The organism is Bacillus sp. A01H (assembly GCF_045277205.1).
Classification (GTDB): Bacteria; Bacillota; Bacilli; order Bacillales; family Bacillaceae_G; genus Bacillus_A; species Bacillus_A paranthracis.
The window spans coordinates 421,218-437,495 of the sequence record NZ_CP117702.1 but is presented as its reverse complement, the minus strand read 5'-3'; the positions used below and the strand labels follow the sequence as shown (position 1 = coordinate 437,495).

Here is a 16,278-nt window from a genome sequence, read left to right as displayed (position 1 = left end):
TGAGGGTGTTTTTATTCTACTGCTGCCCATACCCTTCAAACTTCTTCGCCAAATTCTCCATCTCGTCTTCTGGCAATAGCTTCGGTTCCCCAATGCTTTTCGTTTGATAATAAATTTGCGCACAAAACTCAATTTCTTCCGCAACGGTAAATGCCATTTTTATATGATTTGCACCTGCAATTAAACCGTGGTTCGCAAGTAAAACGGCACGGCGATCAATCATCCCTTCAAAAGCAGCCTCTGCTAATTGCTTCGTACCAAATGTTTCATACGGTGCACAACGAACATTTGGGCCTGCGAAAGCAATTAAATACGATACTGCGGGCAGTTCCCATCCTAATGATGCAATCGTCTTTGCATAAGGAGAATGTGTATGCACAAGCGCATTTATATCTTCACGCTTTCTATAATAAATAAGATGCATATCAAGTTCGCTTGATGGTTTTCTCTCTCCCTCTACTACATCGCCATCTAAGTTTAATATAACTACATCTTCAGGCTTCGTTTCATAATAATCTAAACCACTTGGGCTAATGGCAACAAGACCTTGCTCCCGATTGAAAATACTAATATTACCGCCTGTCCCCTTTGTTAAACCGCTAGAAATCATTTTCTTTCCATACGCTACAATTTCTTCTCTCTCTTTTTGTAATAACATATACATCCCCCTAAGTATGAAGCTTATGATGACTGACTTTGTATCTATCTACTTATTGAAATAGCTTTTTTAAGTTTTCCGTAAACGGTGCTTTTACAATCCCTTTTTCCGTAATAATCGCTGTTACATTTTCATGTGGCGTGACGTCAAATGCTGGATTATATACTTTACTTTCTTTCGGAGCAGAATATTGCCCAAAGCGATTAATCACTTCAGAAGCATCCCTTTCCTCGATCGGAATTTCTTTTCCTGTCGGTGTTTTTAAGTCGATTGTCGGTGTTGGTGCTGCTACATAAAACGGAATGTTGTAGTATTTCGCTAAAATAGATACGCCTAATGTCCCAATTTTATTTGCTATATCACCATTTGCTGCCACACGGTCGCATCCAACGATTACCGCATCAATCTTCCCTTGTGACATAACCATAGCTGCCATATTATCTGTAATGACAGTGACGTCAATTCCCGCTCGCTGCAATTCTAATGCTGTTAACGTTGAACCTTGTAATCTAGGACGTGTCTCATCTGAATAGATTTTCAAGTCCCATCCTTTTTCTTTCGCTAAGTACATTGGAGCTGTCGCAGTACCATACTTAGTCGTCGCTAACGCACCTGCATTACAATGTGTTAATACTCCCATTCCATCATGGAATAATGTTAGTGCATGTTCTCCAATGTGACGGTTAATTTCTTCATCTTCTCTATGAATCTCTTTTGCCTCTTCTAGTAATCTATCTTTCAACTGGGCGATTGATAAGTGTGCGTTCTCTGTCGCGACTGCCTCCATTCTTTCAAGTGCCCAAAATAAGTTTACTGCTGTCGGTCTTGATGTTGCTAAGTATGCACATACCTTTTTTACTTCCTCTATCAATTCTTCCACCGTATTTTGAGTAACTTCCTTGGCTCCTAAATACACCCCGTAAGCTGCTGAAACACCAATCGCTGGCGCACCTCTTACTTTCATTACTTGAATGGCATCCCACACACCTTCAGCTGTTTTAAAAGATTCATAGACAACCTCATTCGGTAATAATGTTTGATCTAATAAAACTAAAGCATCATCTTTCCACTGGATTGGTATTAATTGCTCTTCCATCATCTTCTCCCCTTACTTCGCGTAGTGCATTGACTGTTCTTTTAACGTTTCTACAAAGCTTGTACCTGTTTTATATTGATTCGCTCGTAAAATAAATTTCTTCGCTACTTGAAGACAAATGCGTTCCGCTCTAGCACGTGCTTCCTCATTCTCAATACAAGTAATGTCTTTTACTTTCGCTAGCCCAACAATACGACGAATTAACTCAAGACCTGTCACTGCAGCTGTATCCTCTAATACAGATTGTAAATATACTTCGTTAAAGCCTTCTTCCTTCGCCATAATCTCTGTCACATGAATATCCCAAGCGTCTAAAAACTTCTTCTTAAATAAATCAATTACCTCTATTATTGTCGATTGTAACCAATCCATATACGTATCTTTCTCAGCTCCAGCTGACATCATTGCATCTGCATTTACCCAAGCAAACATTAAATTCGCCATTACATTCCCAATGTCATAGCCCATTGGTCCATAAAAAGCAAACTCAGGATCAATTACCTTTGTAGAATCATTTTTTACAAAAACAGAACCAGTATGCAAATCACCGTGAATAAGCGCCTGTGCATTCGTCATAAAAGAAAACTTAAGTTTAGCTACTTCTATACGGAGCTCTTTATCACTATAAATATGTTCTCTAATCCATCCATCATTTAACGGAAATAACTCATTACGCTTATTATGATTTGTAAATGGCTCAGCGTATACGAGTTCTTCTGTAATCTCACATAACTCAGGATTTATATAATTCTTCACAAGCTCCTTCTTCTCTTTATGATTCATTACAACATCCGATGTTAATAAGAGTGTATTTACCATAAAGGTAGTTAAATCATCCGCAAGCCTCGGAAATATTTCATGATTTATAAGTGCTGTACGTAATATTGTGTGATCCGATAAATCCTCCATTACGCAACAATTCATCACACTATCAAACAAATACACCTTCGGAACAAGTCCAGGTGCTAACTCTTCCTCTAACTGCAAAACATCTGATTCTATACGAATACGATTCGTCGACAACTTAAACTCATCTGAAATACGTGCTGTATCCCCAGCTTGCTTTACAATGACAGAAATGTTCTTCTGTTCATCCCAAACGCGGAATACATAATTTAAATTACCATCGCCTATTTCTTTACACTGTAACCCCTTTGCATGTTCAAACTTACATAATTTCTCTTTCACATATACAATCACATCGCTAGCTTCCATTAAAAAATACTTCGTGAACTTAGACATGGTTTCCCCTCCACACTAATTGTAAGCGTTTTCTAAAAGCTATAAAAAATAATAGGATTAAATCTTTCATCCTATAATATATGTTCTTCTTTTTGAAATGTATATCTAGGTTTTATTATATCTTGTTAATATCTTGAGTCAATGTTTCTATATCATTGCAATATGCTTCCTAATTATATATTTGAGAGGACAAAAATTGTTCAAAAAGATTCTAGTTCATTTTATTTTATTTATCACACAATTCTTTGTAAAATAGAAATACGCAGTTCCTTTTCAAAAAGACAACTTCTAAGAAATATTTCCTTCCTAAGAATTTATACTTACATCATATCTCTAACATACACACTACTCATTCAAGCACTCATTGAAAATTTATAAACTTAAAATTACCTTTCCATTCCCTGTTATCCTTAATTGAGAATAAATATTAATTAAATTGATATAAAGTTCGTTTATTCGCTTGACAAAATAACCACTTCTATATGATAATTAATATCGAATTAGAATTATTATAGTTAATTAAAAAATATATTTTATGAGCACACTATTTTTTGATGCTCAAAACCAACATTTAGGAGGAATTTTAATATGTTATTAATCGGCACAGAAGTAAAACCGTTTAAAGCTAATGCTTACCATAATGGAGAATTTATCCAAGTTACTGACGAAAGTTTAAAAGGAAAATGGAGTGTAGTTTGTTTCTACCCAGCTGACTTCACATTCGTTTGCCCAACTGAACTTGAAGACTTACAAAACCAATATGCAACTCTTAAAGAGTTAGGCGTTGAAGTATACTCTGTATCTACAGACACTCACTTCACTCACAAAGCATGGCATGATAGCTCAGAAACTATCGGTAAAATCGAGTACATCATGATTGGTGACCCAACTCGCACAATCACTACAAACTTCAACGTTTTAATGGAAGAAGAAGGTCTTGCTGCTCGTGGTACATTCATCATCGATCCAGACGGCGTTATCCAATCTATGGAAATCAATGCTGACGGTATCGGCCGTGACGCAAGCATTCTTGTTAACAAAATTAAAGCAGCTCAATACGTACGTAACAACCCAGGTGAAGTTTGCCCAGCTAAATGGCAAGAGGGTTCTGCTACACTTAAACCAAGCCTTGACCTTGTAGGCAAAATCTAAGGAGTTCGATCAAAATGATACTAGATGCAGATATAAAAACACAACTATCCCAATATCTTCAATTAATGGAGAACGATATTTTACTTAAAGTAAGCGCAGGAGACGATGACGTATCTAAAGATATGTTAGCTCTAGTAGACGAATTAGCTACTATGTCATCTAAGATTACAGTAGAAAAAGTTGAATTAGAGAGAACACCAAGCTTTAGCGTAAACCGCCCTGGTGAAGACACTGGTGTCGTATTCGCTGGTATTCCATTAGGACACGAATTTACTTCATTAGTGTTAGCTTTACTACAAGTAAGTGGACGCGCTCCAAAAGTTGAACAAAAATTAATCGATCAAATTAAAAACATTCAAGGCGAATATCATTTTGAATCTTATATCAGCCTAAGTTGTCATAACTGTCCTGATGTTGTACAAGCTCTTAACGTAATGAGCGTTCTTAACTCTGGTATTACACATACTATGATTGATGGCGCTGCATTCAAAGAGGAAGTAGAAAGCAAAGACATCATGGCAGTACCAACAGTTTTCCTAAACGGCGAATCTTTCGGCAGCGGTCGTATGACACTTGAAGAAATTTTAGCTAAAATGGGTAACGGTCCAGATGCATCAGAGCTTTCTGATAAAGATCCATACGATGTTCTTGTTGTTGGTGGCGGCCCTGCTGGTGCAAGTGCAGCAATTTATGCAGCACGTAAAGGAATCCGCACTGGTATCGTTGCTGAGCGCTTCGGCGGTCAAGTAATGGATACTATGGGCATTGAGAACTTCATCAGCGTAAAACGCACTGAAGGTCCTAAGCTAGTAGCAAGTCTTGAAGAGCACGTTAAAGAATACGACATCGATGTAATGAATCTACAACGTGCGAAACGTTTAGAGAAAAAAGAACTTATTGAAGTGGAACTTGAAAACGGCGCTATTCTGAAAAGTAAGAGCGTAATCGTTTCAACAGGTGCTCGCTGGCGTAATGTTGGCGTACCAGGTGAAGCTGAGTTCAAAAATAAAGGTGTAGCATACTGCCCACACTGTGACGGTCCATTATTCACTGGAAAAGACGTAGCAGTTATCGGTGGAGGTAACTCTGGTATTGAAGCAGCTATCGACTTAGCAGGTATTGTTAAGCACGTAACTGTTCTTGAATTCATGCCAGAATTAAAAGCTGATGCTGTATTACAAGAACGTCTTAACAGCTTACCAAACGTAACTGTTCTGAAAAACGTTCAAACAAAAGAAATTACTGGTACTGATAAAGTAAACGGTATTTCTTACATCGATCGTGAAACTGAAGAAGTTCATCACGTTGAATTACAAGGTGTATTCGTACAAATCGGTCTTGTTCCAAACACAGACTGGTTAGGCGAAACAGTTGAACGCGTTCGCGGTGAAATCGTAACAGACAAGCACGGCGCTACAAACGTACCAGGAGTGTTTGCTGCAGGTGACTGTACAAATAATCCGTACAAACAAATCATCATCTCTATGGGTTCAGGTGCAAACGCAGCTTTAGGTGCATTTGATTACTTAATCCGTAACTAATTATATAGACGTGAGTAAAAAAAGCGGGTGCCTTGGCACCTGCTTTTTTATAATCTTAATGTATAAATTAAAAATCTCTCATTCCCATTCTTCTCATAAGCACCTGGCAATCTAACTTCTTTCTTCAGCTCAAACGCAGTCTGATTTTCTAAGAAGAAAATATAGTCCTCAGAAGGATAATACAAAATAATATCCACTTCTCTCCCCGTTTCTTCTACTGAAAGCAAAATGTTATTTACTACATTCATAAACACTTGTACAGAAAATGGATTAAAGAAATAAAAACGGTTATCGCGTGGATCAATTTCATATTCCTGCGCTAAACAACATTGGAATTGAATTTTCCCCTTACTGTTTCGTGCCTTTCGTGCATAACGATCTCGATTATCCATCGCTTCTTTATAAAACTCTTCATTCATTTCAATTCCAACTGCTGAAGCACCACATTTATGATGCATATAAAAGTTTAATCGCCCTTTTCCGCATCCAAAGTCTACAATTCGGTCGCTACTTCGTATTTCATATTGATTCAATAACTCATCTAATCCGCTATACGGCGTCGGTTCATAACGATGATAATGCATAGACTTGTTAAATCCTTTTTGCTCACCGACTGTTTTTATATGTAAAACTGCATCGTAATATTGTTCGTTCATTCGTTTTCTCCTATTAAGAAATGGTACTTATTATTATACACCATGTACTGGATGCTCATTTTTCATCAAATTAATAGGTACGTGAAATTATATCGACGATTTTCTCAATATATCTATCGTAATTTCAAATATATCAACGATTTTTTCAATATATCGACGTTTCGACAAAGGATATCGACTTAACGACAAATTTCTACAAAAAACAGGAGCTCCCTAGCCCCTGTCTTCTAACACTTTCAATACAGTTTGTTTTAATATTTCTACCCCATCCATAATGCAACTATGATCGAACTTCATATACGGATGGTGTAATCCAGGTTGTAGGTCTGCTCCTAATCCAAGCATGACAGCTTTTAAATGTGGTCTCTTCACTGTGTAGTAATGGAAATCATCGCTTCCTGTCGTATAAAGTGGTCCCGTACATTTATCTTCCCCATACACTTCAAGAATGCCTTTACGCATAAATCGCTCAGCTTCTTCTGAAACTTCAGCTCCTGGCGCGAGATCAATCCACTCATATGAAGTTTTCGATCCCATCGATGCAGCTGATTCTATGACATGCTCTATTTTTTTCTTCAATTCTTCTAATAATGTATTACTCTCCGCTCTGACATCTAAACTAAAATGCCCGTTACCCGGAATAATATTTAAATTATCACCACCAGCTTGGCACCTCGTCATCTTTACTGAATAGGAACTTTGCGGTGGTAGCCATATGTTTTTCAAACCGATATTAATCATGGAAATAACATCAATCGCATTTATCCCTTGATGTGGGCGTGCTCCATGTGCATCTTCTCCATGAATCGTACCCTCTAAAAATCCTGCTGCTCCGTGACGAATTGATGGGGCAGCTTGTTTCAAAGATAGTTCTTCAATCGGGCGCAAATGAACACCGAATAGGAAATCCGCATCATCCACAGCACCTTTCTCTACCATTTTTAAAGCGCCATTCCCTTTCTCTTCTGCTGGCTGAAAAATAAATCTAACTGTACCACTTTTCCATCTCATATTCTTTAATTGTAAAATAAGTCCCATTACAATCGTCATATGAGCATCGTGACCACACGAATGATTCGCTTTAAATTCTCCATTCACTTCTTGCCAAAGTGCATCCATATCAGCGCGAATTGCAATAACAGGATTTCCGCTTCCAATTTCAGCAATCACCCCTGGGCAATCATCAAATATTTTATATGAAATTCCTTCTTCTTTTAAAAAGTTAGTAATATACGCTGTCGTTTCATACTCTTTCCAACTCACTTCAGGGTTTTCATGTAAATGCTGAAAAATTTCAGTTAAACGCTCTTGTAGTTCTAATGTTTTCAAAGCTACATTCTCCTTCCCAAATTCCAAACCATTCAGGTTAATTATACTTATGAAAAACAGATGTTTTTATGAACATATTGAATTTTAAGAAAAAAGTCAATTGTTTATTTTTAAACACTAAAAAAGCTTACTCTGCATCTATATTACAAACTAAACAAACAACTAGAATATTACTTATTTTCTGTCTTTTATGTTGACGCTTACATATATTTTTAGTTATCATAACCTAATAAACGTCTATTTTACGACAATTCTAAAAATACAAACAAACATACATAACAAGGAGGACATTTATGAAAAAAGAAATACCTTTTGGTGTAGCCATGATCCCTATTATCATTACAGTTGCAGTTATGATGGTCACAATTGTTGTATTAAAACAAAGCCCTCACGTCCCACTTATTATCGGTACAACCGTTGCTTCCATCGTCGCTTGGCGTTACGGTTACAAATGGAACGACATTGAAGAAGCAATGTATAAAGGAATTCGCCTCGCATTACCCGCTATCGTTATCATTATTCTAGTAGGTTTAACGATCGGTGCTTGGATTGGTGGTGGAATCGTCGCAACAATGATTTATTACGGTTTAAATCTATTAACACCATCACTATTTTTAGTTTCAATTACAATTATTTGTTCTATTGTTGCATTAGCTATTGGTAGCTCTTGGTCTACAATGGGAACAATTGGTGTTGCAGGAATGGGTATTGGCCTAAGTATGGGAATCCCAGCTCCGATGGTTGCCGGTGCTATCATTTCCGGTTCTTATTTCGGCGATAAAATGTCACCGCTTTCAGACACAACAAACTTAGCCGCAGGATTAACAAATACAGATTTATTCACACATATTCGTCATATGTTATTTACTACAATTCCAGGTTTAATTATTACTCTTATCGTTTACGCGTTCTTAGGAAGAAGCTTCGGTGCTAACAATATCGATGCAAAAAGCATCGAGCAAACATTACAAGTATTGCAACAAAACTTTGTTATCTCACCTTTCCTATTAATCATACCTGTAGTTGTTATGGTATTGGTCGCTAAAAAAGTTCCTGCTATACCAGCTATTCTCGTAGGTATTATTTTAGGATTTTTATCACAAGTCTTTATTCAAGGTGGTTCTGTCTCATCAGCTGTCGCTGCACTCCAAAGTGGATTTGTCATAGACACTGGCAACAAGCTAGTAGACGAGCTATTTAATCGTGGTGGTTTAAGCTCTATGATGAATACCGTCTCTATGACAATTGTCGCTATGACTTTCGGAGGAGTATTAGAACATACAGGTATTCTTCGCTCCATTGTAAATCAAATTTTAAAATTAGCGACATCAGCAAAAGGACTTATCGCTTCAACTATCGCATCTTGCTTTGCAACAAATCTTACTTGCTCTGAACAATATATTTCGATTGTTGTTCCTTCAAGAATGTACGCGAATGCATACACAGAAAAAGGACTACATTCTAAAAATTTATCCAGAGCATTAGAAGATGGCGGAACATTAACTTCTGTTTTCGTACCTTGGAATACATGCGGCGTATTTATACTCGCAACACTTGGCGTAGGTGCCTTCGAATATGCTCCTTATGCTATATTGAATTTCATCGTACCTATTATCTCGATCATTTACGGTATAACTGGTCTCACAATTACGAAACTATCTGACATTGAAAAAGCAGAACTACTAAAAAAACAAAACACTCAATTAGAAGCTTAAAGATAACGGTAAATTCAGTTCATATATTGCGCGAGGACGCCCTTGTTGATAAGGCATTTCCTCGCCGCAAATATGAACATACCCATAATCAACTAGTTTCTTTAATAACCTTTCTGTTGATCGCCGAGTCACTTGTAAGTATTCAGAAAGATCTGCTGCTGTAAACTTTAATGACGGATGTGATTGACTAAATTGAATAATTTTTGATAAATTTGCTGGGCTAAGTTTCGTTTCCTTCGCTATTTTCATTAGTTCCGGATTTTCATTCTTCAAACTTTGTACTCTCTGTTCTTTCGGGAACGGACCAAATAGTTCTTTATCACTTGTTAGTATATAAAAACAGTGGTCTATTGGATTATTCTTCGCGAAACCTTGGGCGATTTTAGCATTTTGCTCCGCTTCTTTCACAGTTTTTCCGTAACCAAATCCAATAGCTATCGTTCCTTCTATACTCGCAAATAAATTATTCATCGTATTTGTTTTTATAATGGATTCAATATCACCACGAGTCGTATATAAAATGAACGTCATTTCATCAATTGTTTTAAATGAACCACGTAGTTCTTTTGAAATAACATCTAATTGCTCAAGCAAACCATCTCGTAATTCTAAAGAAGAAATAATACAAGCACCAACAGTAGCTGAATGGCTTCTTGCTAACTCAGCTTTTATTTTTGCATCTTTTAGCCCATGTATAATAGATTGCTTCGGATCTATCATACGTTCTGAAGGAATACCTATTTTTTGAAGTTCATCATAGACAGCGTGAATACTAGTTAAAGCTAAATGAGCTTCTCCAGATTGATATTTAGCTACATGAAAATCAATAACTCTATTTATTTCATCTTTACTCCACAGCATATTTTCATAATCAAACACTTGTGGACTTTCTTTTATGCCAATATCATGGAACACATTTATAATGAATGAACGGTCTACTAAATCAATTGAAATGTTATGTGGTTGAACCCCTTGGTGATACATGACAGAAAGAATAGAAGATGCGACAGTCGTCTCGTCTTGCTGTAAGTACGTACTTGGAATTCGTAATTGTTCTCTTATTTCTTTTGCCATATAATAAGGTAAAGCACCTGAGAAAAAGATGAAATCACAAGGCTTTAAACGCTTTAATAGTTCAGAAGATTCTGCCGGATGAAGGTAAACATATGGATCAATTTCTATTTCTTCTAGTTTATGAGCAATAGGTAAAAGTGTCTCCATAAACTCTTTTGAACCGACAACTGCAATTTTTATCATCATTTCTCTAACTCCTTATCATTAATTAACGACTATTTAACGTCAACTATATCAAATGTACAAAACCATTGTAAACAGGAAGGGGTCTCTACCTAATGAAAATTACAGCTATTCATCTTTATGCAATTCGTTTACCGCTTCGCGATCCGTTTGTTATTAGTTACGGTTCTTATTCTGATATGCCTTCTATTATTGTCAAAATGGAAACAGACGAAGGCATTATCGGTTACGGTGAAGGCGTCGCTGATGATCACGTTACAGGCGAATCTTGGGAAAGTACTTTCCATACTTTAAAGCATACACTAGCTCCTGCTCTTATCGGGAAAAATCCAATGAATATCGAGAAAATACACGATATGATGGACAATACAATTTACGGTGTTCCTACTGTAAAAGCTGCGATTGATATTGCTTGTTTTGATATAATGGGTAAAAAATTAAATCAACCTGTATATCAATTAATTGGCGGACGATATCATGAGGAATTTCCTGTCACTCACGTCTTAAGTATCGCCGAACCTGAAGCCATGGCAAAAGAAGCTGCTTCCATGATTCAAAAAGGTTACCAATCTTTCAAAATGAAAGTCGGTACAAATGTAAAAGAAGATGTAAAAAGAATTGAGGCGGTACGTGAACGTGTAGGAAATGATATTGCGATTCGTGTTGATGTAAACCAAGGTTGGAAAAATAGCGCCAACACATTAACAGCACTTCGTTCATTAAGTCATTTAAACATCGACTGGATTGAACAGCCTGTCATTGCAGACGATATTGACGCAATGGCTCACATTCGTTCGAAAACAGACCTTCCGCTTATGATTGATGAAGGATTAAAGAGCTCTCGTGAAATGCGCCAAATTATTAAATTAGACGCTGCTGATAAAGTAAACATAAAACTAATGAAATGCGGCGGCATATATCCAGCTGTAAAACTTGCTCATCAAGCTGAAATGGCAGGTATTGAATGCCAAGTTGGATCCATGGTCGAATCATCCGTTGCCTCTTCCGCGGGATTCCATGTCGCTTTCTCGAAAAAAATTATTACGAGCGTTGAACTTACAGGTCCATTAAAATTCACGAAGGACATCGGAAACTTACATTACGACGTACCATTTATTCGCTTAAACGAACAGCCAGGACTAGGTATCGAAATAAATGAAGATACACTACGAGAACTCACCGTCTTTCAAGACAGTGTACGCTAAAGGAGGGCTAACGCATGACAGTTCTATACGAGGGCAGATTAAAACAAAATAACGAGCTATTTCACGTTACATTACTATCACTAGAGCACATCGAACAAATTTTATTACTACAGAACGTTGTAGTTGAAGCACTAGAAGATAAAAGTCGCTTACAACCACTCTCATTAGAAGAATTTCAATACATTCTAGAAGGAAACGGTATGATGATCGGTGCTTTTATCGAAAACGAACTCATCGCATTTCGCGCCCTGCTCGTCCCTCCTATCGACGATGAACATTTAGGACTCGATATCGGCTTACCAGAAAGGGAACTGTACCGCGTCATCTATCAAGAAATCTCAAACGTGCATCCGAACTGGCGTGGAAATGGTATGCAAAAAATATTAGCGACAGTCATCATGGATGAATTACAAAAAGAAGATAGCAAATACGACTACGTTTGCTGCACCGTTGCCCCTTTTAACATTCCAAGTTTGAAGGATAAGTTCTCACAAGGGATGAAGATTGCTGCGCTGAAGGAGAAATATGGTGGTAGTATGCGGTATGTTTTTGTGAAGGAATTGAGTGGGAACAATGAAAGGGATTGGACCGATATTAAGAGCATTCCAATGACCAATGCTGGTGGACAGCAGGCGTTGCTTTCAGAGGGGTATCGCGGGTATGAGATGGAGAAGGTGGATGGAGATTTTGTTGTGAAGTTTGGGCGATAATTGCTACGCTAGAAAAAAGGAGATGTCTGCTGTGACATCTCCTTTTGCTTTCTCTTCCTTGAACATATCGATTGCAACTTCAAATATATCAGCGATTTCCAAAATATATCGGCGCAACTCCAAATATATCAGCGATTTCCAAAATATATCGGCGCAACTCCAAATATATCAGCGATTTCCAAAATATATCGACTTACCGACAAAGATTGACAATAAGTGCACCACTAAACCGTCATCTTCCAACTAGATAACGCTAACCAGTTCTCCATTTCCTTATAATCAGGCATGATTTTCCCGACAAGACGCCAAAAAGAGCGATCATGATTTAAATGAACCATATGACACATTTCATGAACAACTACATAATCAATTACTCGCTGTGGTGCCATCGCTAGCTTCCAATTGAATGTTAGCTGTAAATTTGAATCGCAAGTGCCCCCACGTACGACTACTATCTGTAATACGAATAGAACGCGGTTTTGTTTTAAAGTTACTTTGATGTGCTTTAATACTCTTCTCTACTAATGACTTACACTGTTTATAGTAAAATCGCTTTAAAGCTTGTTGTATTTTCTCATCCTTTAGCTCTTTCACATAAATATGTAGCTTATCCCCTTCAAAAATTGCATTGTCTTGCTCAATGCTTGCATCTTGGGAAATCTGTATCGGATACGTACTTCCTAAATACAAAAAGCCTTCTCCTTGATCATAATCCTTTTCCTGTGGTCCACGCGCTCGCTCCGCCATTTCCTTACGTGTTGTCTGAATCCAATCCCACTTCTCTTCTAGCAACTGGACTAAATATTCAACAGGTGTCCCTTTTGGAGCTTGCACCTCAACATTCCCGTAAGAATCCACCAAAAAACGCACCGATTTTTTCTTTTTATAAGTTATATGAAAATTAATTGTTTCGCCTAAATATGTATGTACCATTTCCTCACCTAGCATATTATTTTTACAAATAAAAAGGAGTAGGATACAAACGTCCTACTCTACCTATTATATCATTTACCGCTTTAACGGAATCATTATCCTCTATACTTTACAGCTAATCCTTTAATGAAATTCCTTGCGTATCTATCGCCGCACTCTTTGTAATTTTTATGGCCTTTTTTTCTTAATAGAGCGCCTAGTTCTCCCTTAGTCACCGTAACGCCTACGCTATCTAATATATCAAGTACATCCTCACTCGTTAAAGATAGTGCTATTTTCATTTTCTTTAGAAGAAGGTTATTCGCACTTTCTTTGCTTTGTACAGGTGCCGGTTGCCCTGGTTTCGGATCTTGCTTACCTCTTTTTAAAGTAATAAATCCATTTAAAAATGCCTCTAACATCATCATATCGCATGTTTTTACGTACTCATCTTCTTCCACATCAGGGTTTTCAGGTTCATGCTGAGGCGCTCTCTTTATTTTTGTAAGCATATCAACTACGTCTTCTTTCGTTACTTCCATTCCGCCAAGTTTAAAAATTTCTACCATATCTATATCTTTTATATCTAAAGCATATCTTACTCTTTTTAATATATCGTTGTTGCTCATTGCCATTGGGTTTCCTCCTGAAATGTTGATTATTTTTAACTTTTTATTTGTAATACAGTTTACCGTAACTAATCTAAATAAGATTAGTTTTTATTATTTTCATAATTAAATTTAACAAAAAAGGTAGTGCCTTCCGATCCTGTTTGAATTTCTATTTTTGCATTATGACGGGTAGCAATGGCATAACATACGCCTAATCCCAATCCAGTTCCATTATCTTTGGTTGTGTAAAATGGAGTCCCCAGTTTCTCTAATACTTCAGGGCTGATACCTTTCCCTTCATCCCGCACTGCAAGCACCACACAATTTTGCCCTTCCTTATAGGTGCTAATGGTTAGAGTTTTCCCTGTACTCATCGCTTCTAAGCCATTACGGTATAGGTTCATTAATAATTGCCGTATCTCATTACGATTTAAAAGTAATGCTGGAACGTCATTTGTATCGACTTGAATATATTTATTTTGATTATGCGTATCTATCTTTATTAAAGGAATAATATCGTGGATAATTGAGTTTAAATCTAACATCTGCAAATCTGATTTCTTTGTATTACCTATTGAGAGAAATTCAGTAATAATAGAATTGGCACGGTCAAGTTCTTCAACCATTAAATTAAAGTAGTTATTATGTTTCTCATAGTTATTCTCTTCTTTTAATAACTGCAAAAATCCTCGTATTGTTGTCATTGGATTTCTAATCTCGTGGCTGATACCTGCTGCCATTTGCCCTATTAACTCTATGTTGGATAACCTTTTCAATTCCTGCTCATATTGTTTTTTTTCTGTTATGTTTTTACAAATACAACAAATACCATCATCATACGGATATGCAATAACTTCATGCCAATATTCATCAGAGGTAGAAAAAAATTCAAAATGAACTGTAGTTCGCTCTGACATTACACGATGAAGCTCCTTATATATAACTGTATCTACGCTACTTGGGAAGACCTCCCATATATTCTTACCTAATACGTCTTTTGCTGTTTTTCTTTGTGGGAAATGTTGATGTTTATTTACATAAGTAAATTCCCATTTATTATTCAAAGTCAAGAATCCATCCGTAATACTTTCAATCACACTTGTGACTTTTTCATTAGCAGCAGCCAGTTCTCTCGTTCGTTCTTCCACCATGCTTTCAAGTTGATCCATATATAACAAGTTTGAAAACGTAGGAGCTGTGGCATCAACGATAGATTTTGCCAGTTGAATTCGGGAATCATCGTAATTATGAGTTTTTTCCTCTTTGCCAACGACGATTACCCCTAATACTTCTCCCATTGAAACCAATGGCATCATCAGTAAACCCTTACTATCTATATGTTTTGTTCGAATAATCTCTTGAATCTTGGCTTCATAGCTTTTCTCCATCCAATCTGCTTCTATCCAATCACAGCCCGAGCTTAACTTCGTTGTCTTAATCGTTGTTTTGTCTAGCGGATCTAAAAGGTGGGTAGCCATGTTTTTACTCTCTAAAATCTGTCCTAAGTAAAAAAAGCATTTATCAAAACTCTCCTGTATTGAGGAACACATTGATAAATCACGGGTAACATTTAGTAACAGCTGCTTCTCGGCAATAAGATTTTCTTTTTGGGTTAAATTTTTTGCGTTTTGAATGGCGACCGCCGCCATGTTTACATAAGCTTCAACACTTTGAATTTCTGAATCTGTTAAGTTCATTGGAACTCCATAATCAAATAAAAAAACAAGACCAAATAACTCTTGCCCAAATGAGATAGGCAGAGCTAATAAAGACTTAATTTTGAACGCATCGACTGGTCTCGGATCCGGTCGATGATCCTTTGAGGTATCAGGAATATAGATGGTTTTTTTAGTTTCAATAACTTCTTTTGCCAGTAAGTCTACTTCAGGGTCAATTACTTGAGTATCGAGCATTACGCCATTTATGGTCTCTGGTTTTCCTGCAAACCCTCTAAATGTTCCATCTTCTTCAGGTAAATAAATTCCAACAGCGTCACACCTAACAATCTCCTCTGATATCGCCATTGTTACACGCTGCAATACTTCACGTAGTTCTAATTTTGTATTTATTATTTTGGTTATATTCGCGAGCCTAGAATATCTCGTTTGATCACTTAACATTTGCATAGCCTCCAATTATAGGCGTAATAAAGTGCAACTTTAATAAGTGAGGGGTGATTCATCCCCCACTTATT

Annotated in this window: 13 protein-coding genes and 1 pseudogene; 5 read left to right on the top strand and 9 right to left on the bottom strand. The window is 36.9% G+C overall.

From position 1 onward, the window contains the following. Nucleotides 1–16 precede the first annotated feature (16 nt). From PSR14_RS02410 to mtnK, 3 genes are read right to left on the bottom strand one after another with little or no spacing between them, the layout of a single operon-like run. Nucleotides 17–658: an L-fuculose-phosphate aldolase gene (locus PSR14_RS02410; protein WP_000926545.1), complete on the bottom strand. Its 642-nt coding sequence runs from the start codon at nucleotides 656–658 to the stop codon at nucleotides 17–19. A 52-nt stretch (nucleotides 659–710) separates the two neighbouring features. Then, nucleotides 711–1,754: an S-methyl-5-thioribose-1-phosphate isomerase gene (gene mtnA, locus PSR14_RS02405; RefSeq protein WP_000392482.1), complete on the bottom strand. Its 1,044-nt coding sequence runs from the start codon at nucleotides 1,752–1,754 to the stop codon at nucleotides 711–713. Nucleotides 1,755–1,766: 12 nt separating this feature from the next. After that, nucleotides 1,767–2,996, bottom strand: coding sequence for an S-methyl-5-thioribose kinase (mtnK, locus tag PSR14_RS02400; RefSeq protein WP_073541575.1), 1,230 nt, complete (start codon nucleotides 2,994–2,996; stop codon nucleotides 1,767–1,769). A 588-nt stretch (nucleotides 2,997–3,584) separates the two neighbouring features. On the opposite strand from mtnK, the gene ahpC reads away from it, so the two are divergent. Together ahpC and ahpF are read left to right on the top strand one after the other, a co-directional pair. Beyond that, entirely contained in the window at nucleotides 3,585–4,148 is a 564-nt protein-coding gene (gene ahpC / locus PSR14_RS02395) for an alkyl hydroperoxide reductase subunit C (RefSeq protein ID WP_000924422.1), read from the top strand. Nucleotides 4,149–4,162: 14 nt separating this feature from the next. Further along, nucleotides 4,163–5,689: an alkyl hydroperoxide reductase subunit F gene (gene ahpF / locus PSR14_RS02390; RefSeq protein ID WP_000599492.1), complete on the top strand. Its 1,527-nt coding sequence runs from the start codon at nucleotides 4,163–4,165 to the stop codon at nucleotides 5,687–5,689. A gap of 47 nt (nucleotides 5,690–5,736) precedes the next feature. Here the strand turns inward: ahpF and PSR14_RS02385 are convergent, their stop codons facing one another. Together PSR14_RS02385 and PSR14_RS02380 are read right to left on the bottom strand one after the other, a co-directional pair. Beyond that, a complete protein-coding gene (locus PSR14_RS02385; protein WP_001005629.1) occupies nucleotides 5,737–6,345 on the bottom strand; it encodes a cyclopropane-fatty-acyl-phospholipid synthase family protein in 609 nt (202 codons plus the stop codon). Nucleotides 6,346–6,558: 213 nt separating this feature from the next. Continuing rightward, entirely contained in the window at nucleotides 6,559–7,674 is a 1,116-nt protein-coding gene (locus PSR14_RS02380; protein WP_000853529.1) for a M20 peptidase aminoacylase family protein, read from the bottom strand. 293 nt (nucleotides 7,675–7,967) lie between these two features. Here PSR14_RS02380 and nhaC point away from each other — a divergent pair, with 293 nt between their 5' ends. Beyond that, complete coding sequence (gene nhaC, locus PSR14_RS02375; RefSeq protein ID WP_000711545.1) at nucleotides 7,968–9,389, top strand: Na+/H+ antiporter NhaC; 1,422 nt, start codon at nucleotides 7,968–7,970, stop codon at nucleotides 9,387–9,389. Here nhaC and PSR14_RS02370 read toward each other — a convergent pair. Further along, on the bottom strand, nucleotides 9,378–10,649 hold the full coding sequence (locus PSR14_RS02370; protein ID WP_048557693.1) for a hypothetical protein: 1,272 nt from the start codon (nucleotides 10,647–10,649) through the stop codon (nucleotides 9,378–9,380). The genes nhaC and PSR14_RS02370 overlap by 12 nt on opposite strands. Nucleotides 10,650–10,741: 92 nt before the next feature. Here PSR14_RS02370 and PSR14_RS02365 point away from each other — a divergent pair, with 92 nt between their 5' ends. Continuing rightward, nucleotides 10,742–11,851, top strand: a complete 1,110-nt coding sequence (locus PSR14_RS02365) for a mandelate racemase/muconate lactonizing enzyme family protein (protein ID WP_061536374.1) — start codon at nucleotides 10,742–10,744, stop codon at nucleotides 11,849–11,851. A gap of 14 nt (nucleotides 11,852–11,865) precedes the next feature. Further along, the gene (locus PSR14_RS02360; RefSeq protein WP_000217514.1) at nucleotides 11,866–12,561 is read left to right on the top strand and encodes a hypothetical protein; all 696 of its coding nucleotides are present in this window, start codon (nucleotides 11,866–11,868) and stop codon (nucleotides 12,559–12,561) included. A 224-nt stretch (nucleotides 12,562–12,785) separates the two neighbouring features. Here the strand turns inward: PSR14_RS02360 and PSR14_RS02355 are convergent. The 3 genes and pseudogenes from PSR14_RS02355 to PSR14_RS02345 form a co-directional block, all read right to left on the bottom strand. Then, nucleotides 12,786–13,494 (bottom strand): annotated as a pseudogene (locus PSR14_RS02355) (M48 family metallopeptidase). 95 nt (nucleotides 13,495–13,589) lie between these two features. Continuing rightward, nucleotides 13,590–14,108, bottom strand: a complete 519-nt coding sequence (locus PSR14_RS02350; RefSeq protein WP_001251709.1) for a DUF1456 family protein — start codon at nucleotides 14,106–14,108, stop codon at nucleotides 13,590–13,592. Nucleotides 14,109–14,185: 77 nt separating this feature from the next. Further along, nucleotides 14,186–16,204 carry a GAF domain-containing sensor histidine kinase gene (locus tag PSR14_RS02345; RefSeq protein ID WP_098487270.1) on the bottom strand — a complete coding sequence of 673 codons (2,019 nt, stop codon included), beginning with the start codon at nucleotides 16,202–16,204 and terminating at the stop codon, nucleotides 14,186–14,188. Between the last annotated feature and the right edge of the window lie 74 nt (nucleotides 16,205–16,278).